This is a genomic window from Geodermatophilus sp. SYSU D00766, from assembly GCF_054049915.1.
This window is the reverse complement of sequence record NZ_JBJGYI010000055.1, coordinates 1-19,951: the sequence shown is the minus strand read 5'-3', so window position 1 is coordinate 19,951 and position 19,951 is coordinate 1. Positions and strand designations below refer to the sequence as shown.

22 protein-coding genes and 1 riboswitch are annotated in these 19,951 nt (G+C 75.3%); of the genes, 14 read left to right on the top strand and 8 right to left on the bottom strand.

Annotation, left to right across the window (positions count from 1 at the left end):
• Positions 1–83 precede the first annotated feature (83 nt).
• Positions 84–983 (top strand): SMP-30/gluconolactonase/LRE family protein, encoded by a 900-nt coding sequence (locus ACI8AD_RS23455; RefSeq protein WP_456872937.1) that lies wholly within the window; start codon positions 84–86, stop codon positions 981–983.
• 3 nt (positions 984–986) lie between these two features.
• On the opposite strand, the gene ACI8AD_RS23450 is transcribed toward ACI8AD_RS23455, so the two are convergent.
• Entirely contained in the window at positions 987–1,280 is a 294-nt protein-coding gene (locus tag ACI8AD_RS23450) for a hypothetical protein (protein WP_456872936.1), read from the bottom strand.
• Positions 1,281–1,423: 143 nt separating this feature from the next.
• Positions 1,424–1,576, bottom strand: a complete 153-nt coding sequence (locus tag ACI8AD_RS23445) for a hypothetical protein (protein ID WP_456872938.1) — start codon at positions 1,574–1,576, stop codon at positions 1,424–1,426.
• A 353-nt stretch (positions 1,577–1,929) separates the two neighbouring features.
• Positions 1,930–2,082, top strand: a riboswitch (cyclic di-AMP (ydaO/yuaA leader).
• Positions 2,083–2,094: 12 nt separating this feature from the next.
• Here ACI8AD_RS23445 and ACI8AD_RS23440 point away from each other — a divergent pair.
• The 3 genes from ACI8AD_RS23440 (at position 2,095) to ACI8AD_RS23430 (ending at position 4,821) form a co-directional block, all read left to right on the top strand.
• Complete coding sequence (locus tag ACI8AD_RS23440) at positions 2,095–2,613, top strand: C40 family peptidase (RefSeq protein ID WP_456872935.1); 519 nt, start codon at positions 2,095–2,097, stop codon at positions 2,611–2,613.
• A 56-nt stretch (positions 2,614–2,669) separates the two neighbouring features.
• A complete protein-coding gene (locus ACI8AD_RS23435) occupies positions 2,670–3,587 on the top strand; it encodes a carbohydrate kinase family protein (RefSeq protein ID WP_456872934.1) in 918 nt (305 codons plus the stop codon).
• A 61-nt stretch (positions 3,588–3,648) separates the two neighbouring features.
• Positions 3,649–4,821, top strand: coding sequence for a DUF222 domain-containing protein (locus ACI8AD_RS23430; RefSeq protein ID WP_456872933.1), 1,173 nt, complete (start codon positions 3,649–3,651; stop codon positions 4,819–4,821).
• A 33-nt stretch (positions 4,822–4,854) separates the two neighbouring features.
• Here ACI8AD_RS23430 and ACI8AD_RS23425 read toward each other — a convergent pair whose 3' ends face one another.
• The 3 genes from ACI8AD_RS23425 to ACI8AD_RS23415 form a co-directional block, all read right to left on the bottom strand.
• A complete protein-coding gene (locus ACI8AD_RS23425) occupies positions 4,855–5,343 on the bottom strand; it encodes a hypothetical protein (RefSeq protein WP_456872932.1) in 489 nt (162 codons plus the stop codon).
• Positions 5,344–5,462: 119 nt separating this feature from the next.
• Positions 5,463–8,738 (bottom strand): TM0106 family RecB-like putative nuclease, encoded by a 3,276-nt coding sequence (locus ACI8AD_RS23420; protein ID WP_456872931.1) that lies wholly within the window; start codon positions 8,736–8,738, stop codon positions 5,463–5,465.
• 139 nt (positions 8,739–8,877) lie between these two features.
• Positions 8,878–9,147, bottom strand: a complete 270-nt coding sequence (locus ACI8AD_RS23415; protein ID WP_456872930.1) for a type II toxin-antitoxin system Phd/YefM family antitoxin — start codon at positions 9,145–9,147, stop codon at positions 8,878–8,880.
• 76 nt (positions 9,148–9,223) lie between these two features.
• Here ACI8AD_RS23415 and ACI8AD_RS23410 point away from each other — a divergent pair, with 76 nt between their 5' ends.
• The 5 genes from ACI8AD_RS23410 to ACI8AD_RS23390 all read left to right on the top strand — a co-directional run bounded on the left by ACI8AD_RS23410 (position 9,224) and on the right by ACI8AD_RS23390 (position 13,760).
• Positions 9,224–10,627, top strand: coding sequence for an ADP-ribosylglycohydrolase family protein (locus ACI8AD_RS23410; RefSeq protein ID WP_456872929.1), 1,404 nt, complete (start codon positions 9,224–9,226; stop codon positions 10,625–10,627).
• 327 nt (positions 10,628–10,954) lie between these two features.
• Complete coding sequence (locus tag ACI8AD_RS23405) at positions 10,955–11,584, top strand: hypothetical protein (RefSeq protein WP_456872928.1); 630 nt, start codon at positions 10,955–10,957, stop codon at positions 11,582–11,584.
• An 85-nt stretch (positions 11,585–11,669) separates the two neighbouring features.
• The gene (locus ACI8AD_RS23400; RefSeq protein ID WP_456872927.1) at positions 11,670–12,350 is read left to right on the top strand and encodes a helix-turn-helix domain-containing protein; all 681 of its coding nucleotides are present in this window, start codon (positions 11,670–11,672) and stop codon (positions 12,348–12,350) included.
• Positions 12,351–12,590: 240 nt separating this feature from the next.
• Positions 12,591–13,100, top strand: coding sequence for a hypothetical protein (locus ACI8AD_RS23395; RefSeq protein ID WP_456872926.1), 510 nt, complete (start codon positions 12,591–12,593; stop codon positions 13,098–13,100).
• A gap of 51 nt (positions 13,101–13,151) precedes the next feature.
• Entirely contained in the window at positions 13,152–13,760 is a 609-nt protein-coding gene (locus ACI8AD_RS23390) for a tetratricopeptide repeat protein (RefSeq protein WP_456872925.1), read from the top strand.
• Positions 13,761–13,934: 174 nt separating this feature from the next.
• Here the strand turns inward: ACI8AD_RS23390 and ACI8AD_RS23385 are convergent, their stop codons facing one another.
• Both ACI8AD_RS23385 and ACI8AD_RS23380 read right to left on the bottom strand, forming a co-directional pair.
• Positions 13,935–15,332: a DUF4407 domain-containing protein gene (locus ACI8AD_RS23385; RefSeq protein ID WP_456872924.1), complete on the bottom strand. Its 1,398-nt coding sequence runs from the start codon at positions 15,330–15,332 to the stop codon at positions 13,935–13,937.
• A gap of 290 nt (positions 15,333–15,622) precedes the next feature.
• On the bottom strand, positions 15,623–15,859 hold the full coding sequence (locus tag ACI8AD_RS23380; protein ID WP_456872923.1) for a FitA-like ribbon-helix-helix domain-containing protein: 237 nt from the start codon (positions 15,857–15,859) through the stop codon (positions 15,623–15,625).
• Between the two features lie 86 nt (positions 15,860–15,945).
• Between ACI8AD_RS23380 and ACI8AD_RS23375 the strand changes: the two genes are divergently transcribed.
• The 3 genes from ACI8AD_RS23375 to ACI8AD_RS23365 all read left to right on the top strand — a co-directional run bounded on the left by ACI8AD_RS23375 (position 15,946) and on the right by ACI8AD_RS23365 (position 17,067).
• The gene (locus ACI8AD_RS23375) at positions 15,946–16,182 is read left to right on the top strand and encodes a ribbon-helix-helix domain-containing protein (RefSeq protein ID WP_456872922.1); all 237 of its coding nucleotides are present in this window, start codon (positions 15,946–15,948) and stop codon (positions 16,180–16,182) included.
• Positions 16,182–16,499 carry a type II toxin-antitoxin system PemK/MazF family toxin gene (locus ACI8AD_RS23370; RefSeq protein ID WP_456872921.1) on the top strand — a complete coding sequence of 106 codons (318 nt, stop codon included), beginning with the start codon at positions 16,182–16,184 and terminating at the stop codon, positions 16,497–16,499. The genes ACI8AD_RS23375 and ACI8AD_RS23370 overlap by 1 nt, the downstream gene beginning before the upstream one ends.
• A gap of 109 nt (positions 16,500–16,608) precedes the next feature.
• Positions 16,609–17,067 (top strand): SRPBCC family protein, encoded by a 459-nt coding sequence (locus ACI8AD_RS23365; protein WP_456872920.1) that lies wholly within the window; start codon positions 16,609–16,611, stop codon positions 17,065–17,067.
• Positions 17,068–17,121: 54 nt separating this feature from the next.
• Here the strand turns inward: ACI8AD_RS23365 and ACI8AD_RS23360 are convergent, their stop codons facing one another.
• Entirely contained in the window at positions 17,122–17,343 is a 222-nt protein-coding gene (locus tag ACI8AD_RS23360) for a hypothetical protein (RefSeq protein ID WP_456872919.1), read from the bottom strand.
• A 205-nt stretch (positions 17,344–17,548) separates the two neighbouring features.
• Here ACI8AD_RS23360 and ACI8AD_RS23355 point away from each other — a divergent pair, with 205 nt between their 5' ends.
• Positions 17,549–18,748 carry a hypothetical protein gene (locus tag ACI8AD_RS23355; protein WP_456872918.1) on the top strand — a complete coding sequence of 400 codons (1,200 nt, stop codon included), beginning with the start codon at positions 17,549–17,551 and terminating at the stop codon, positions 18,746–18,748.
• On the top strand, positions 18,748–19,833 hold the full coding sequence (locus tag ACI8AD_RS23350) for a hypothetical protein (RefSeq protein WP_456872917.1): 1,086 nt from the start codon (positions 18,748–18,750) through the stop codon (positions 19,831–19,833). Before ACI8AD_RS23355 ends, ACI8AD_RS23350 begins: the two co-directional genes overlap by 1 nt.
• Positions 19,834–19,951 lie beyond the last annotated feature (118 nt).

Genomic DNA, 19,951 nt, shown 5'->3' with positions numbered 1-19,951 from the left:
TCGTGCTCTGCCCCCCGTGCGGGGGCAGAGCACGAGCGCGCCGGACGGCTGTGGCGCCCGTCCTCGGGCCCTAGGGTCCGCTCATGGCCGAGCGCGAGATCAGGACGGTGCTGACCGGCGGCGGGTTCTTCGAGGGCCCGCGCTGGCACGACGGCACGTGGTGGGTGTCGGACTTCTACCGGCAGACGGTGAGCCGGGTGACCGCCGACGGCCAGGAGACCGTGCAGTTCGAGGTCCCCGGGCAGCCGTCGGGCCTGGGCTGGCTGCCCGACGGGTCCCTGGTCGTCGTCTCCATGAAGACCCGCGAGCTGCTCCGGTGGGACGGCTCGTCGCTGACGCCCCACGCCGACCTCTCGGAACACTGCGGCGGGCACCTCAACGACCTCGTGGTCGACGACGCCGGGCACGTGTTCGTCGGGGACTTCGGCTTCGACCTCATGGGTGGCGGCGCGCCGACCACCGCGTCGATCAAGCGGGTGGACCTCGACGGGACGGTGTCCGTGGCCGCCGAGGGGCTGCAGTTCCCCAACGGCACGGTCATCACCCCGGACGGCGGCACGCTCGTCGTCGGGGAGACCCTCGGCAACCGCTACACCGCGTTCGACCTGGCGCCCGACGGCTCGTTGACCAACCGCCGGGTGTGGGCCTCCCTGGGCCCCGAGGTCACCGGGCGGAGCACCGAAGAGGTGCTCGGACAGCTCGCCGTCGCACCCGACGGCTGCGCCCTCGACGCCGAGGGCCGCATCTGGGCGGCCGACGGCGTGGGCGGTCGCGTCGTGCGGGTGGCCGAGGGCGGCGAGATCGTCGACGCCGTCGCCGCACCCGAGGGGCTGGGCGTGTTCGCCTGCATGCTCGGCGGCGACGACGGCCGGACGCTGCTGATGTGCGCGGCGCCGGACTTCTACGAGCACAACCGCGCGCCGGTGCGCGAGGCGGTGCTGCTGGCCACGGAGGTCGACGTCCCCCACGCCGGCCGCCCCTGACGCTCAGCCGCCGGTGACGGCGCGGGAGGTCCGGCTGCGGTGGACCGCGCGCGGGGGGCGCATGCCCAGGTCGGTGAGGATCCGCCCGGCCCGGCGCCGGCGCTCGCAGGCGCGCTCGCGCAGCAGGGCGCCGAGCGCGGCGTTGACCGACCGGTCCGCGCGGCGCTCGAGGAACTCCGCCGTCGCGAGGTGGGTCGCCGCCCGCCGCAGTGCCTCCACGTGCTCGCGCCGCTCGTGCGGTCGACGGTCCGCCGCACCCCCGCCGGTCCTCGTGGTGGTCGTCGTGGTCTCGGTCATGCGCTCCTCGCCCCCTCGGTGGTCCCCGCACCCATGAGGACGCCGCGAGGACGCCGGCATGACGCGGACCGCGGGAAGCACCCCCGGACGCACCACGCCCCCCGGCCCGGACGCGGGACGGGGGGCGTGCGGAGCGGAGTGGGTCAGTAGGCGCGGCCGCTCGTCCCGCCCTTCTTGTTCTTGCTCTGGTAGTCGCGGATGAACTGCTTGATCTTGGCCTGGTTCTGCGGCTTCTGGAGCTCCTGCACCACCTTGGCGGCGACACCCGAAGCCACGAGCTTCCTCAACATCCCCACGGGGTCCTCCTCATGTCGGTTGCCTGTCGGGTGCCCCGTCAACGTGCGGTGCAACCCTGGGGATCCCGGCGGCTGCGCTCCCCGCGCGTGGCGGGCCGTTGACGGCGTGTGCGGACGCACCGCCACGTCCTTTCTCGTCCCGCCCGGCGTGTCGGCGACGGCGCGTCGCCGGGAGGACGGCGGCGGCACGTGCATCCGTGCAGGTCGGAGCCGGTGTCCCGCCGTGCGGCCGGTGTCAAGTCCCGGGAGCCGGTCCGGGCGTGGCGGGCCCCCGGTCCGGTTGAGGGGCCTGGGACCCCTCCCTACCGTCGTCGCGGTCCGGCCAGGGTCCTCCGTCACGCCCTGTGTGACACCCGCCGGACACGCCGAACCGGGCACCGGCACGAGAGCCGGTACCCGGGCCGGGGACCCACCGCAGTCCTGGGGTGGAGCGCGATCCGTCGCGCCGGGCGACTCCCCCGTCCGAACCCGTCAGCTAACCCGGTAGGCGGCCGTGGAGAACAGGAGAACCGTCGTCGATGACGACTGCACGCACGTCCACCACCCGCCGCTCGTTCCGCGGCATCGCCGTCGCCGCCATCGCCGGAGCCGGCATCGTCCTCTCACCTCTCCCGGCCTCGGCGAACTCGGGTGGTGGTGGGACGGCGACCGCGACCGTGGCCGCCGCGCCGGCGGTCGCCCCCAACGCCGCGGCCCAGGTCGCCGTGGACACCGCGCTCGCCCAGGTCGGTGACCCCTACGTCTACGGCGCCACCGGCCCGAACGCCTTCGACTGCTCGGGCCTGACCAGCTACTCCTACGCGGCGGCCGGGATCTCGATCCCGCGCACCTCGAAGCTCCAGTCGACCTTCGGCACCGCGGTGGCCAAGTCCGACCTGCAGCCGGGTGACCTGGTCTTCTTCTACAGCCCGGTGTCGCACGTGGGCATGTACATCGGCAACGGCCAGATGGTCCACGCCTCGACCGCCGGCAAGCCGGTCGCCGTCGTCGACCTGGACTCGATGCCGAGCTACGCGGGCGCCCGCCGCGTCGCCTGACGCACCTCAGGCAGGGTGCCCCGGCCGGCCTCCCCGGCCGGGGCACCCTGGTCGCCGTGGACGACGAGGACGGCCCGCGATGGCCCCGCCGCGCCGGCTCCGGCCCGGTCGTGGCGGTGGGCAAGCTGGTCGCCGACCAGATGCTCGAGCTCAGTGAGCCGCTGCGGGCGGGGAGTCAGCAGCGGGTGGTGCGGACGACGACGGCGGGCGGGGCGCCGGCCAACGTCACGGCGACCCTGACCCGGCTCGGCACCCCGGCGCGGCTGGCCGGGTGGGCCGGGGCGGACCCGCTCACCGACACGCTGCTCGCCGGCCTGGCCGCGCGGGGCGTGCAGACGGCGGTGGTCCGCCGCGGCCGGGCGCCGCTGTCGACGGTCCTCGTCCACCCCGACGGCGAGCGGACGCCGCTCACCGACCGGGGTGAGGGCGGCCTGACACCGGACGACGTCCGCGCCGGGTGGCTCGCCGACGCCGCCGTCGTCCACCTGGACGGCTACGACCTGCTGCGCTTCCCGGACGCGCTGGTGGCCGTCGCCTCCCTCGCGCGCGACGCCGGCGTGCCGGTGAGCGTCGACATCGCGGCCGCGGCGCGGATCGAGCGGCACGGGGTCGCGGCCTACCGCGGGCTGCTCGCCGGGCTGCGGGCGGACCTGCTGTTCTGCAACGCCGCCGAGGCCGCGGTGCTGGGGCTGCTCGGCGGCCTGCCCGCGGAGGTGCCGCCGCTGGTCGTGGTGCACGCCGGCGCACACCCCACCCGCGTACTCACGCGGGCGGGTACGTGGCAGGTGCCGGTGGCGCCGCTGCCCGAGGGGCGGCTGCGCGACACGACCGGCTGCGGGGACGCCCTCGCCGCCGGGGTGCTGGCCGGGTGGCGAGGCGGGGCGCCGGTGCTGGACGCGGTCCGGACCGGGCACGAGGCGGCCGCGGTGGTCGCCGGTGTGCTCGGCGGCCAGCCGCCGCCACGTCCGTCGTGAACTTGGCTTTGACCTGCGGTTTCGTCTTGAGCAGCGCTTCAGTTGACGGTAGGCTTCGATCATGTGTTCGAGCGATCCCGCCGGCGGTGACTCGCTCGACGACGTCGCCGCGCTGGTTGCTGAGCGGAACCGGATCGACGCCGCACTGGCCCGCCGGGTGCGGGCGGCGGAGCTGTCCCAGGCGCCCGAACGCGACGGGCTGAAGTCGATGACGTCATGGCTGTGTGGGCACTGCCGACTCTCGCTGGCGGCCGCTACCCGGTTGGTGCGCAACGGGCGGGCGCTGGAGCACCTGCCCGCCCTGGCCGAGGCGCACGAAGCAGGCTGGGTGACCGCCGAGCAGGTCACCGAGGCAGCTCGGGTCGTCACTCCCGAGCGGCTGGCCGCTGCGACCGCGCGGGGCGTCGACCTGGGTGCGATCGACGCGGCACTGACGCAGGTGGCCCTCGACTGCGACCACCGCGACCTGGCCGGCGTGGTGCAGCGGTATCTCGACGCGCTGGATCCCGACGGTCCCGAGCCGGATCCGACCGAGGACCGGTCGCTGACGGTGGCCAAGCACGCCGACGGATCCCTGAGCGGCCGCTTCCACCTCGACGCGGTCGGTGGGGAGAAGCTGCAGGCGGCGCTGGAGGCGCACGTGCAAGCCGACCGGCCCGCCGGCGACCAGCGCACCCGCGCACAGCGGCAAGGTGACGCGCTGGTGCAGCTGTGCGACAACGCCCTGGGCTCCGGTGCATTGCCGGTGCTGCGGACGGTCAAGCCACACGTGGCCGTGCGGGTCGACCTCGACGACCTGGCCGACCCGGCGGCCGGCGCAGGCAGTGCCCCCATGGGGTTCGGCGCGGTCATCTCCGCCGCTCGGGCCCGCTGGCTGGCCTGCGACGGCCAGGTCACCCGCATCGTCATCGGCCCGGAAGGCCAGCCGCTCGACGTCGGCCGCACCAAGCGGGTGGTCACCCCGGCCATCCGCAAGGCCGTCGAACTCCGCGACGGCGGCTGCGTCTTCGCCGGCTGTGACGCGCCGACCCACTGGGCCGACGTGCACCACCTGGTGCACTGGATCGACGGTGGCGAGACCTCACTCGACAACTCCGCGTTGCTGTGCGAGCGGCACCACACCAAGGTCCACCACGGCTTCCGCGTCGAGCGACAACCCGACGGCCGATGGCACACCTACCGACCCGATGGCAGCGAGATCACCGTTCCCACCCCACTGGCACCCGCGGCCTGATGTCCCCGCACGTCGATCGCGGGACCGCGGGGCTCACATCCCGCAGACCGACTCGGCCACCATCGCCACGAACTCGTGCGCCTGGTCGTCGGACACGGACGGGAAGAGCCGCTCCACGCCCTCGGACATCCGGAACTGGTCGTACTCCGGCTGCCCGAGGCGGACGCAGATCCCCTCGGCGAGGACCCAGCCGGTGTGCGGGTCCAGCGGGATGCCGATGCGCTGCACCGCGTCGACGAACTCCTGGGGGACGTCCGGCGCGGGCGCCTCGGCGGTCGTCGTCGGGGCGGGTGCCGTCACCGGCAGGCTGCTCGGCGGCGTGCTCGCCACGGGGGTCGCCACCGCCTGCTCCGCGGTGGCCGCGTCCTCGGCGCCGTCCCACGACGCGAGGAGCAGCGCCGTGGCGACCGCGACGACCACCAGAGCGCTGACGGCGGCCAGGAGCGCGGGCCTGCGGCGGTCCGCTCGCGCCGGGCGGTGGGCGTGCCGGTGCCGGTCAGGAGGGACGGGGTGGTCGGTCATGGAAGCGGACCCCCGGAACTCGACGACGTCGCGGGTGCCTCCGTCGGCCCGGGGGGCACCCGTGCGAGGCGGCGGAGCCTACGCGCCGGGAGCCCGCTCCGGACCCCTCGCGGACCCGGTCAGACCTGCGCCATCTCGGCCAGCCGGCACATCGCGTTGACCTGCCGCAGCTGCTCCGGCGTCCGCACCGCGGCGTCGAGCAGCAGCGGGCTCATCACCACCACCGCCAGCGCCTTCGCCCGCGACACCGCCACGTTGAGCCGGTTGAGGTCGTAGAGGAACGACACCCCGCGCGGCGCCTCCTCGGCCGACGTCGACGTCGTCGAGTAGACGACCACCGGCGCCTCCTGCCCCTGGAACCGGTCGACCGTGCCCACCCGCGCGCCGTCGGGCAGCTGCGCGCGGATCTGCGCGACCTGGTTGTTGTACGGCGCGACGACGAGCACGTCGTCCGGGCCGATCGGCCGCTCCGCGCCCTCGTGATCCACCCAGCCGACGCCCTGCAGCGACCGCCAGACGGCGGCCACCTCGGCCGCCTCCTCCGCCGACGACGCCGCGCACGCGACCGGGTGCTGCACGAACCGCACCGCCAGCCCCGAGCCGGACACCAGCCCGCCCGGGCGCACCGTGATCCGCTCGCGCAGCGGCGCCGACTCCAGCCGGCCCTCGTAGGCGAGGTCGGACACGAACGCGGTCAGCGCCGGGTGCATCCGGTAGGTCCGGTCGAGGAAGACGCCGCGACCGACCGGCACGGTCGGGGAGCCCGCGAGCAGGTGCTCCAGCGCCGAGAGTCCGGAGTCGCCGGGGTGCACGCCCTGGGTCGGCTGGGCCAGCTGCTGCGGGTCACCCAGGAGCACGAGGGAACGGGCCGCCCGCGCCACCGCCACGGCGTTGGCCAGCGAGAACTGCCCCGCCTCGTCGACGACGAGCACGTCCACGGCCTCGGCGAGGTCGGGCTGCGTCCAGAACCACGCCGTCCCGCCGACCAGCGACACGTCACCGTCGACCAGCCGCGAGGCGACCTCCTTGCCGTCCTTCGACCACTCCACGCCCGGCGCGCCGCAGGCCTGCTTCTCCTCGCACTTCTGCAGCGCCGGCCGGCCGACGGCGGACAGCACGTTGCCGATGACGGCGTGCGAGGTGGCCGTGACGCCGACCTTCTTGCCCGCGTCCAGGAGCTCGCGGATCAGCCGCGACGCCGCCCGCGTCTTGCCGCTGCCGGGCGGACCCTGCACGGCGAGCACCTCGCCGTCGAGCCGCAGCCCGAGCCGGACGACGGCGTCACCGGCCTCCTCCCCCGGCAGCCGCCGGCAGTCGGCCGGCACCCGCCGCTCGAGCAGCGCCTGGCCGAGGCAGTCGCGACCGGCCAGCACGTCCTCGGCCGTCTCGGCGATCGCCGCCCGCATGCCCTTGTCGTCGATCGGCCCGCTCGGCCCGAGCCCGCGGGCGGCCACCGGCGGCTTCCCCGTCTTGACCACGACCCGCCCCGCGACGGCGTCGAGCGCGACGACGGTGCCCACGCTGACCCGCTGGTCGACGTCCACCGCGCTGGACCCGACCGAGAGCTTCGTGTCCTGCGGCGGGAACCGGTACTCGTACAGCTTCGACCGCTTCTCCTGCCCGACCTCCACCGGCGCGGTCAGCCGGCCGAGCGCGGTGCCGTCCTCGACCAGGGCGGTGTCGTCGAGGTCGGCGCGGGCGAAGAACTCCCACCATCCCGGGCGCGCCTCGCGGCGGTGCCACTGCACGAGGTCGGCGAGCAGGTCGGAGCCGGCCGCCTGCAGCCGCTCGACCAGCGCGAGCTCCTCAGCCTCGGCCTCCGACCGCGGCGCGGGGCCGGTGGCCTCGGGCAGCATCGGCCGCGGCTGTCCGCCGTAGAGCCGCTCGAGCTCCGCGCGCTGCTCCTCGAGCCAGTCGTGCAGCTCGCGGGTCGAGTCGACGTCGTCCTTGTTGTAGAGCTCGATCGCCTCGAGGCGCTTCGGATCCCGGTCGGCCAGCCACTGCTCGTAGGCGATCACGCTGCCCATCGCGTCGGCGACGTCGCCGGTGTGCTGCCGGCCGTAGAACGCCTCGACCTTCTTGATCGAGTACGAGCCCTTGCTGATCCGCATCGACTGCTTGACGACCGGATAGAGGTCGACGAACCGCTCGGCGCGCAGCAGCTGGTCGAGCTCGGCCTCGCGGACGCCGTAGCGGCCGGTGAGCCGCTTGAGCGCGCTGACCTCGTAGGCGGCGTAGTGGTAGACGTGCATGCCGGGGTCGGCGCGCCAGGCGTCGAGGACGAGGTCGACCAGGTCGCACACCATCTGCTTCTCGGCGGCGGGGTCGTGCGCCCACAGCGCGGTGAAGCCGCCGTCGCGGTCCCCGATCCCGGCGAGGTACTCCAGGCCCGCGCCGTCGGCGGAGTGCGGGTCGCCCTCGAAGTCGAGGTAGCGGTCGCCCGGGCTGGGCTGCGGCAGCCGGAGCAGGCCGGTCGGGCCCGACGGCGGCAGCAGGGTGCGGCTCGGGACGCCGGTGCGCCGCTCGTCGAGCTGCTGGCGCGCCTGCTCCTGCAGCCGGGTGCGGGTGGCCGCGCCGATGCGGGCGGCCTGCAGCGTCTCCGGGTCGGCGCCGGCGAGCTGCTCGAGGGTGGTGATGCCGGCGGCGCGCAGGGCCGCGCGGGTGCCCTTGCGCATCCCGGCGACGAGGGAGAGGTCGTCGGCGGCCAGCAGCTCGGCGTCGCACCGCGGCTTCCAGGTGCACTGGCTGCAGTAGCCGACCGGGACCGGCTCGGTGGCCGGCGGGTCGGCGAGGAAGGCGGTGAGGGTGGCGCGGGCGCGGCGGGCGTAGGCGGCGACGTCGACCAGCCGCCACGGGTTGCTGGCGCCGTCGCCGGTGATCACGCAGACGCGGTCGGGCGGCCGGCCCTGGAGGACGGCGAGCCGCTCGGCGTAGGTGGCCATCTGCAGCAGGGCGGGCACCTTGACGCGGCGGGCGAGCTTGGCGTCGGCGACCTCGTAGGACCAGTCGCCGAGGCCCGACGGCGTGGCCACCTTGAGCAGGAAGTCGGCCGCGCCGCCCCAGACGCCGTCGAAGAACGACGCCTGCGAGATGACGTCGACGCCGGCGCGCATCGCCTGCAGGGTCATCGCCTCGGCCTCGCGGCGGCCGGCGACGTCGAGCCGCGGCGGGATGCGGACGACGCTGCGGCCCTCCGCCTCGAGCGCGTCGAGGTAGGCGAGCTCGTGCGCGGTGCCGAGGTCGGCGATGAGTGCGGCGTGGTCGTCGGGACCCTCGGCGAGCGGGCGGAGCCGGCCGTCGGCGACGGCGAGCTCGAGCGTCGTCACGTGCGGGCAGGCCTGGTGGCGGGTCAGGTCGGAGGGGCTCAGGACCAGGGAGCCGTCGGAGCGGTACATCGGGACGGGACGGTCTCACGTGTACGCCGGGATCGGGTCCCTCCGCGCCGGTCCCGCGCGCCTTTGTCACGCTGTTGGTGCCCGGGGGACGGCGGGGGTCGCAACACCCGGCCGAGCCCACACGCAGCGGGCGGGCGCGTCACTCGGGGAGACCGAGCTCGGCCCTCAGCTCGCCTGCCGCTGCGACGCGCCCCTCGCGCTGGTCGGCACGGGCGGCCTCGACGTCGGCGCGGACGTCGGGCTGCGACAGCCAGAAGATCGTCTCGTGCAGCGAGTCCAGATCCGCCGTGGCCATCAGGACGGCGATCTCGCGACCGTCCCGGGTGATCGTGACCGTCTCGTGCCTCGACTCGACAGCCTCGACCAGCGCACACAGCTGTTCCTGAGCCTCGTCCAGCGGGATGGTCACCACATTGCCGAGTCTGCCGGAGGTCAGGGGGGCAGCCCCACGGGCATCGCTCTCGTCGTCGCGCAGACTGGCGCATGTGACACGGGGACTGCACCGCTCGCACCGGGTGGCCGGCGCGCTCGTCGGGGCGGCGGCGGGCGACGCGCTCGGGGCGCCGTTCGAGTTCGGCCCGCCCGGCGCGTTCTCCGCCCGCTTCCCCGGTCCTGCGCGCGGGTCGCTGACCGAGATGTGCGGTGGCGGGTCGCTGGGGTGGGAGCCGGGCGAGTTCACCGACGACACCCAGATGGCGCTGCTGGTGGCCGCCTCCCTCGTCGAGCGGGACGGGCTGGACGAGGCCGATCTCTTCGACCGGTTCGCGGCCTGGGCGGCGGCCGGCCCGCCGGACATCGGGGTGCAGACCCGGGCGGTGTTCGACTCGGGCCTGCCCTGGGACCGCGCGGCGGCCGACCACTTCGCCCGCACCGGACGGGCGGCGGGCAACGGCTCGCTGATGCGCACGACGCCGGCGGCGATCTGGTCCAGCAGGTTCGGCACCGCGGCGACCGTGGACGCGGCCCGGCGGATCTCGGCGCTCACCCACGGCGACCCGGCGGCCGGCGAGGGCTGCGCCGTCCTCCACGAGCTGCTGCGGGTGGCACTCGACGGTGGCGACCCGCTGGCCGCCGTCCCCACCGCCCTGGGGCTCGTAGCACCCGAGCACCGGGACCGGTGGGCGACCGTGCTGGCACCCGACTGGGAGCCGTCGATGGCGACGGAGTCCAACGGTGCGGGGTGGCCGACGCTCGGTCAGGCGCTGTGGGCACTGCGGCACGGGCGGGACTTCGCCGAGGTGCTGCGGCTGGTCGTCGACCTCGGCGGGGATACCGACACGGTGGCGTGCGTGGCCGGCGGGCTGGCCGGCGCGGTGTACGGGATGGGCGGCATCCCGATGCGGTGGGCCTCGGTCGTGCACGGCCGGGTGCCCGGCCACGGCGACCGGGTGTGGCGGCTGCCGGAGCTGCTGCCGCTGGCCGCCGCGCTCGACGGCAAGGAGTTCTTCCGGGCCGAGACGGGGGTGATCCCGCGGATCGGCCCGGCGGAGGTGCTGCCGGGCATCTGGGCGGGCAACCTCGACGGCGCCCGCTTCAGCGACGAGGACTTCGCCGTCATCAGCCTGTGCCGGCTCGCCGAGCCGTTCCCGCACACGCTGCACCGGACGGCCTACATCGCCGACAACGACCACAACGTGGACATCGACGTGGTGCTGGCCGACGTGCTCGACGACCTCGCCGCGCTGCACGCCGAGGGCCACCGCGTGCTCGTGCACTGCCACGGTGGCGCCTCGCGCACCGGGCTGGTGCTGCGCGGCTGGCTGGTGCGCGAGGAGGGGATGTCGGTGGAGGAGGCGACGGCGCACGTCGCCCAGCGGTGGCCGTACCTCGGGCTGTGGAACGACAGCTTCACCGCGGCACTGGAGCGCCTGGCCGCCCGCCGGGACTGATCCGGTCGCTGTCGCCCCATCGGGCGACCCGCTCCCGCGACGACCGGTCGGATAGCGATACTCCGTCGGCTCGAACCGTTCGACGAGAGGACCGCGCGGATGTCCCAGCCGGCAGACGACGGCCGGTACGGGGCACGCCCGCCCGCACCCGACGGTCCCGCGCCGTGGACGACACCGCCGCAGGCGCCACCCTGGAGTGCGGCCGGTCCGCCCGCGTGGGGTCCGCCGCCCGGGCCACCGGTGGGCCCACCCGGACCGCCGCCGGGCTGGGGTCCGCCGCCTTCCGGGCCGCGCTACTCGGGCCTCGGGATCGTCATCGCTGCCGGGGTGCTGCTGCTGGTCGTGACGGCCGTCGTCCGCAGCATCACGGCGTCCTCGGAGGGGTCGACCGAGCCCACGGCGACGGTCGCCGAGGCTCCCGCGACGTCCGTGCCCGCCGTTCCCCCGACGGACACGGAGGCGCCGACGCCGACAGAGGAGCCTCCCGGGTTCGGGGACGGCACCTACCTGGTCGGCACCGACGTCCAGCCGGGGCGGTACCGGACCGACGGCACGAGTAGTTGCTACTGGGAGCGGCTGAGCGACCTGACCGGCGAGTTCGAGGCGATCCTCGCCAACGACAACCCGTCCGGGCAGACCTACGTCGAGATCCTGCCGACGGATGTCGCGTTCTCCACCGACGACTGCGGCCGGTGGGAACCGGCGGCCTTCGACGGGCCCGACGTCAGCGGCGGCTTCGGGGACGGCGTGTATCTGGTCAACGCGGACATCCAGCCCGGCACGTACGTCTCCACCGGGAGCTCGGGCTGCTACTGGGAGCGGCTGAGCGACCTCACCGGCGAGTTCGAGGCGATCCTGGCCAACGACAACCCGTCCGGGCAGACCTACGTCGAGATCCTCCCGACCGACGTCGCCTTCTCCACCGACGACTGCGGGACCTGGAGCCGCGTCGGCTGAGGTCGAGCGGCGTGTCGGTCGGCCGCACGGGGTCGGCGTTGCAGAATTGATGCGCTAGCGCGTCATTTCTGCAGCGGAGGCAGCCGTGCTGACGGTCGACCAGGCGGCAACCCGTCTCGGCGTGAGCCCGCAGGAAGTACGCCGGCTCGTCCGGACCGGGACACTGCCGGCGGAGCGGGTGGGCCGCACCCTCGTCCTCACGGAGGACGCGGTCGACGAGCGCGCCCGGCTCACCGTGACCCCTGGCCGTGTCCTGTCCGCCCCGGTCGCGTGGGCGACGCTCTGGGAGCTGTCCGGTGAGGGTGCTCCCTGGGTGGACAGGGCGGCGAGTTCGCGGCTGCGAGGGCGGCTCCAGGCCTCCGACGCCGAGCAGGTGGTCGCGGCCGTCCGCGACCGCGCCGACCGGTACGACCTGCGGGTCCTGCCGGCCTACCGGGACCGGGTGCTGGCCGCTGAGGGAGTCCTCGCCTCCGGGATCACCGCGGCCGACGCCGTCGGGGCGGACGTCGTCGCCGCCGGCGCCCGTGCGGAGCTGTACTGCACGGCGCGGACGCTCGGCGACCTCCGCCGCGACCTGGGTCTGTCCGACCGCGGGGAGCCGAACCTCCTCGTCCGCGTCCCCCGGTTCGGCGACCTGCCGCTGGGCGGCCGGGACCACATGCCGGCCGCCGTCGTCGCCGTCGACCTGGCCGAGTCGGCCGACGTGCGCACCCGCCGGGCGGGGCTGGACCTGCTGACCGCGGCCCTGGCCACCTTCCGCGGGTGAGCGCCCCGCGGGAGGTCGTGCTGCCGCCGCTCACCGGGGCGCTCGACCGGTTGTGGGACCTCGTCCTCGACCTGGCCGGACGGTTGGACCCGTCGGGATGGGTCCTCGTGGGCGGCCAGATGGTCATGCTGCACGGCCTGGCCGCCGGCCGGACGCCCACACGCGCCAGCCAGGACGTCGACCTGCTCGCCGATCTCCTCACCGACCCGGCCGGCCTGAGCCGGTGCGTGCAGGCGGTGCGTGCAGGCGGTGCGCCAACTCGACCTGGAGCCCCAACCGGACAGCTCCGGCAAGGTCTACCGCTTCCGCCGGGGAACGGACGGTGCCGTCGTCGACGTCCTGGCTCCCGACCACTCCCCGCCGCGCTGGTCCCTGCGCACGGCGGCGGGTGGCGAGACGATCCGCATCGAGGGTGGCCACCAGGCGCTGGAGCGAGCCGTCCGGCTGTCCGTCGTCAGAGGAGCCAGGTCGGCGGTCGTACCGGTGCCGGACGTCCTCGGCGCCCTGGTGCTCAAGGCCGCCGCGTGGACGGCCGACAACCGTGACCGGGGACGGCACAGCAGCGACGCCGCGTTCCTGACCAGTCTCGTGTCCGACCCGCTCGCCGAACGCGCCCGCTTCGTCGGCAGCGACCGCAAGCGGCTCCGGCGCCTCGACGCGGTGCTCGGTGATCCCGACGCGGCCGAGTGGCGAGCGCTGGGCGACGCGGCGGAGGACGGCTACGCCACCTGGCGACTGCTGCTCGGCTAGCAGGCCGACCGAGCGAGGCCGGTCACCCATCGGCTGCCCTACGGTCGGCGCATGCGGAGGCCGCGCACGCAGGACGACCTGGCGGCGTTGCACCACCCGGGCCAGACGCCGGACGACAGCCGCGCGATGGCGAGGCGGCTGGAGGCGTGGGCGGAGGAGGGCACCCGGGCCGGCGACGAGGTCAACACGGCCGACCTGCTCGTCGCCGCCGGGGAACAGCTCGTCCGGGTCGGCGACACTCACGACGCCGTCCGCGTACTCCGCCGCGCCGTCGGGACGGGGGAGCCCGTCGAGCCCGACGTGCGCTGCTACCTGCACCACGCCCTCCTCCAGGCCGGCGACGTCGATGCCGCCCGCGCGCTGGCCGAAGAGGTGCGCCGAGAGCGACCGTCCGACGGGGACGTCTACCTCTTCATCGGCGAGGACTACGAGCTGCACGGCGACCTGCGCGAGGCCCACCGCTGGCTGACGATGGGCACCCGCAGGGCGCTGGGCGACGTCGAGGACACCGACGAGGTCGAGGCGCTCGACGCGGCACGGGAGGCCGCTCACCTGCTGGTCGCCCGGCGGCGGGTCCGCCGGGAACTGGGCATGGCGCCCGACGACTGGGACGAGCTGGTCCCCGAGCTCCCGTACCTCGACGACGACCCGTTGCGGTGACTCAGCCCGCGCGGACGACGACCTCACGGATCTGAGCGGCTAGCTCGGCGTAGGTCACCGGCGGGCCGGCCAGGCCCGGAGAGCGTGTGCGCCGACGCCGCACCACGGGGCGTGGAAGGAGGCGCGGGCGCACACGCTCGCACCGCCTCGCGGGCTCAGGGCGTCGGTGTCACCTCAGACCGCGGTCGGGACGCGCCCACCCGGCCGGCGACCGGGCCGGATGGTGCGGGCGGCGGAGCGGGCCAGGCGGATGGGACCGGTGTCCCACAGCGGCCGGGCCGGCTCCTCGACCGGCGGCGCGGGCCGCGGCGCCGGCGGGCGGGCGGCCTCCTCGGCGTCGGCCTGCGCCTGGGCCATGGCGGCGAGGTGGCGGGTGCGGATGACGGCCTTCTGCCGGTCGAGGCGCTCCTGCTCGGCCATGACGAGCAGCTCCTCCTTGGCCTCAGCCACGGTGCGCCGCGACTGCTGCTGCAGCTGCTCGATCTCCACGTCGCCGCCGTCGCGCAGGGCGGCGAGCCGGTCGTAGGCGGTCGGCGGGCCGAAGTTGAGCAGCACCTTCATGAGCACGGGGAGGATCTCCACGCACATGAACAGCAGCGACAGCATGAACTTCGCCGCGGCCAGCGTGGCGTTGCGGTCGCTGAGCCGGTCGAGCGCCTCCAGCCGCAGCAGGATGCCGCCGGACCCCTCGTTGGTGGCGTCGAACGCGGCCTGCAGTCGGTCGAGCTCCGCCGTCAGCCGGGCCAGCTCGGCGGAGTCGGTGGCCAGCGCGGCGGCGGCGAGGTCGGCGCTGCGCGACTCGGCGTCCGCGGCGGCCGCGGTCGCGTCGTCGAGTTCGGCACGCGCGGAGGCGACGACGGCGGCCTGCGCGTCGGCGGCGGCGCGGGCCTGGACGTAGGCGGTGCCGGTGCCGGCCTCGCCCGTGCCGCAGGTGCCGTCGAGCTCGCACTGGGCCCGCGCCTCGAGGTCGCGCTGGGTGGTGAGGGCGGCGTCGTAGGCCTGCTGCCGGGCGGTCAGCTCGGTCTGGACGGCGGCCAGCGCGGGGTCGGCCTGCCCGCCGGTGGCGACGACGTCCTGCGCCTGCGTCACCCGCTGCTGCAGCTCGTCGAGCCCGGCGAAGCGCGCGTCGGCCTGCAGCGACTGCCGGTACGCGTCGGCCGCCTCGGCCTGCATGACGGTGATCTCGGCGTCGATCTCCTTGTGGAACACCTGCAGCGTCAGCGGGGTGGCGACGACGACGCCGAGGACCAGCGCCAGCCCGACCCGCGGGACGGCGAGGGCGAGGTTGCGCTTGAGCGAGGCGTCGTGCGCCATCCCGACCAGCAGCATCCGGTCGAGGTTGACCACCACGGCGCCCCAGCCGAGGCCGAGCACCAGCGCGAACGGCCACCAGACGCCGAGGGCCATGTGCAGCGCGAACGACGCCGAGGCGACGGCGAGGCCGCCGGTGCTGAGCAGGACCCCGCCGAGCGCGGCGAACCGCGGCCGCGCGCCCGGCGCCGCCTCGAGCAGGTCGGGCCGCGCGCCACCGAGGACCGCGAGGCGGTCCTGGAGCCGTCGTCGTCCAGCCATGCGGAAGCACTCCCCCGAGTCGACGGGGGTCTGACCGTCGCTCCCCTGCCCCATCGGCAGCCGGGTGGCCCGCCGGCACGTCGTCGTCACACGCGCCCCAGCGACGCCGAGCGGAACGGTCCGTCTTCGCCGGTCAGGACCCTGAAGATCCGGCGACCGGAACCGGCACCGCGGCCCGGGTGCGCCGGCTGACCTGCGGTCGAGGGCCTACAGGTTGGGGTCCGACTTCTCCCCGTCCGAGCCGTTGTCCACGGGGGTGGCGACCACCACGGAGCCGTCGACGACGACCGTCACCAGCGGGCGCCGTCGCGGAGCTCGAGGATCTCCCCCGCCGTCAGCCGGCTGCCCGTCGCCCGGACCCGGTGATCGACGTGATCCCAGAAGTCGACGGGGCGGGGCCGCCGGGCCAGCTCGATCAGCTGTGCGCGCACGTACTCCTGCAACGACTGGCCCGATCGGGCGGCCCGGGCGGCGAGCTCGTCACGTGTGTCGTCCGGGACCTCGCGGATGGTCATCGACACGGGCATGCACGCATGGTGGCAGGAGGACGATCAGGCTGCTGCTCCCATCCCGCCGGTACCACTGTGCATCCCGGTTCGGTACCGTAGATGGAGTGAGCACCCAGATCGCCGTTCGACTCCCCGAGGAACTCGTGGAGTTCATCGACCAACTGGTGTCCGACGGCCGAGCTCCTTCCCGTGCTGCGGTGGTCGGTCAGGCGCTCCGACGCGAGCAGCGCCGCCAGATCGCGGCTCGCGATGCGGCCATCCTGGCCGCGGAGCCCCCAGCCGACGATCTGGACGATCTCGCCGAGTACGCGGCCCGGACGCCGCTCGATGATCTCGACTGATGCGTCCCATCCACCTGGCTCGACTCGACAAGACCCGCCCCGTCCTCGTGTTGACCCGTGAGTTGGTCCGCCCACACCTGTCGCGGGTCACCGTCGCCCCGATCACGAGCAGGATCCGCGGGTTGTCGACCGAGGTCTCCGTGGGCCCCGCCGACGGCCTCGACGACCCGAGCGTCATCAGCTGCGACAACATCGTCACCGTGCCGACGTCGGCGCTGGGTCGGCAGATCGGCCGGCTGCGGCCTGAGCAGGAGATCGCCCTCACCGCCGCTCTGCACGCCGCCTTCGACCTCGAAGACCTCCCCGCTCCTCGCTGAGCCCAGGACCCCGACCGCCTGCCGGGGTCGCTGCGAGGTAGCGGCGGGTGCGCTCATCCTCCGGTCCGCGCACTCCCGAACCGGCGCTCCCCGGTGCTTCGATGTCGGCATGACCGGCTCCGAGGAGGTCCCGCGCGTCGTCAGCGCCGACCGGGAGGTCGCGGCGGGTGCTGCCCGGGTCTTCGAGTTGATCGCCGATCCGGCCCAGCAGCCGCGGTGGGACGGCAACGACAACCTGGCCGAGGCGACCGGCGGGCAGCGGGTCCGGGCCGTCGGCGACGTCTTCACCATGACGCTCACCGGCGGCAACGTCCGCGAGAACCACGTGGTCGAGTTCGAGGAGGGCAGGCGCATCGCGTGGCGGCCCGCCGAGCCCGGCCAGGCACCGCCGGGACACCTCTGGCGGTGGGAGCTCGAGCCGATCGACGACGTCCGGACCCTCGTCACGCACACCTACGACTGGTCACAGCTGACCGACGAGCAGCGCCTGCCACGGGCGCGGTCCACCACCGCCGACCGGCTGCGGGCCTCGCTCGACCGGCTGGCCGCCGTCGCCGAGCGCGGCTGACGCCGTCCCGACCACCTGAGCCTCCGTCCGGTCAGGACGGCGCCGGCAGCGCGGTCAGTCCTCCGCGCAGAACAGGGTGAAGAAGACCGCGTTCAGCGGAGCGATCGGGGTGTTGTCCCTGACCGTCTCCCCGAACGGCTCGTCGCCCCGGGCGGCACCCGCGATGACCGCGCCGTTCTCGGCGCACCCACCCCCGGTCTGCGCCGGTGTGGTCGGCGGCGTCGTCTGTGGTGGCGCCGCGCCAGCCACGGCCGGCGCGGCCAGGACCAGCCCCACGGCGAGCACTGCACCCGTCGACCACCTGCGAACGCCCATCCCGTCCCCCACTCGTCTCGATGCGCCCGGTTCCCGGAACGTAGGGCGGCGGCGCCGGCCGGAGTAGGGACTCAGGTCCCGGCGGGGCGCGCACGTGATCCACAAGTGCCGGGCAAGTGACGCCGCCGAAGGTGCGGAGGACCCCACCGCCCAGGAGGCCCCGCACATGCGCCCGACCCGCTCCCGAGCCGTGCTCATCGGCTCCGCCGTCCTCGTGGCCGGCTGTTCGTCCACCGTCGCCGGCTCCGCCCAGCCGGCCGGCGCCGGGCCGTTCACCGAGATCACCGGCCGGCTCGACCTCGCCACCGTCGACGACGCGCTCGACCTCTACGACGTCGCCGCCACCCCCGACGGCGGCTACGTCGGCCTGCTCACCGGCAACCTCGGCACCGCCCACCGGCAGGGCAGCGTCCTCGTCGAGCTGCTCCCCGACGACGACGGCGGCCTGACCGTCGGCCGGGTCACCGAGGGCGCCGCCTACGCCGGCGACGGGCTCGGCGGCGAGGTGTACGTCGCCGACGACGGCACCGTCGTCGCGCTCGGCCCGGTCGTGTCGGCCGACGGCGAGGGCTTCGACCTCGCCGTCACCCTCCTCCCCGCGGGCGCCGAGCAGGTCGACGTCGCGCTCGTCGCCCCGCACCCCGACCTCGGCACGCCCGACGAGGGCACCGGCGTGCTGTCCGCCGACGGCACCACCCTCTACGCGAGCCTGCGGTGGGAGGTGGAGGAGGACCGGTACGTGAACCGGCTCGCCGCGATCGACGTCGCCACCGGCGCGCTGGTCGCCAGCGAGCAGGTGCAGGTGGAGACCGACGGTGTGGCGGTCGTGTACGAGCTGGCCCTGCGGCCCGACGGCGGGGTGGTCGCGCTGGTGCAGAACACCCGCGACCGCACCGGCGAGGAGTCCGGCGCCCAGCTGGTCGAGTACGACGCCGACCTGCAGCCCGTCGGCGACCCGGTCGAGGTGCTGCCCGACGAGTCCTACGACCTCGGCTACGCCTTCGAGGTGCTGCCCGACGGCGCCGCGGTGGTCGCGCTGCGGGTCGGCGAGGACGGCGCCGACCACCGCCTGGTGACCGTGCGGGACGGCGAGGAACCGGTCAGCGTCGCGATCCCCGGGAAGGCGTGGGACGTCGTGGTCGACGCCGCCGGACGCCACGCCTACGTCGACTACACGCGCGAGGAGAACGGGGCCGCCGTCGCGACGGTCGACCTGGCCACGGGTGAGGTGGTCGCCGACGTCGTCCTCTGCGACGAGCTCGGCACCGGCGCGCAGCTCGCGCTGGCCGTCGACGGCAGCAGCCTGGCCGCCCGCGCCGAGTGCCCCGGTGTCGACGAGGCCGACCCGCTGTTCCTCCTCGGCTGATGCGCGGCACCGCGCTGCTCGTCACCGCCGTCCTCGCCGCCGGCTGCTCCTCCGACGTCGCCGGGGAGGCCGCGCTCACCGACGTGCTGGGCAGGGTCGACCTGGCGGGCCTCGCCGACGTCGCCGCGCTCCCCGGGGGCTCGTTCGTCGCGCTGCGCACCGGCGACGACGGTGCGCTGGTGGAGCTCGTCCCCGGCGACGTCGGCCTGACCGTCGGCCGGGAGACGGGGATCGCTTCCTATGCCGGTGGCGAGGTGCTCGTCGCCGGTGACGGCACGGTCGTCGCGCTCGGCCCGATCGTGGCCGGCGACGAGCGCGACGTCGTCCTCACCGTCCTGCGGCCCGGCGCGGAGCAGGCCGAGGTGGTCCCGGTCGCCGCCGACCCCGACCTCGGCACGCCCGACGACGCCACCGGCGTCCTCTCCCCCGACGGCCGCACCCTGTACGCGAGCCTCGCGTGGGACACCGCCGCAGGGAGCCGGCTCGCCACCGTCGACGTCGCCACCGGTGCGGTCACCGCGAGCGCCGGGCTGCAGGTCGACGTGGTGCTGCCGCCGGTGGCCGACGTGCTGGCGCTGCGCCCGGACGGCGGGGTGGCCGCGCTCGTGCACGGCCGGGCCGACGGCGTCGCGCTGGCCGAGTACGACGCCGAGCTGCAGCTGGTCGGCGAGCCGGTCGGGCTGGCCGACGACCTGCCGGAGGCCACCGGCACCGGCACCGCGCTGCAGGTGCTCGCCGACGGCACCGTGCTCGCCGCGGTCGCCCTCACCGGCGACCGCGGGGACGCGGAGCTGGTCACCGTGCGGGACGGCGAGGTGCAGGAGCGCTGGGCCGCGCCCGGTCACGCCGCCGGGATCGTCGTCGATGCGGACGAGCGCCTCGTGTACCTGACCTACACGGGCAGAGAGCACGGGGCCGCCGTCGCCGCCGTCGACCTCGCCTCCGGCGCGGTGGTCGCCGATATCGTGCTGTGCGAGAGCCTGCTGGGCAGCGCCGCGGACCTCGCCCTGGGCGCCGGTGGGGACTCGCTGGTGGCGGGCGTCGACTGCGCCGGCGAGGGGACCCCGCTGTACCTGCTCGGCTGACATCCCGGTGGGGGGGGGGCGGGGGGGGGGGGGCGCGGGGGGGGGGGGGGGGGGGGGGGGGGGGGGGGGGGGGGGGGGGGGGGGGGGGGGGGGGGGGGGGGGGGGGGGGGGGGGGGGG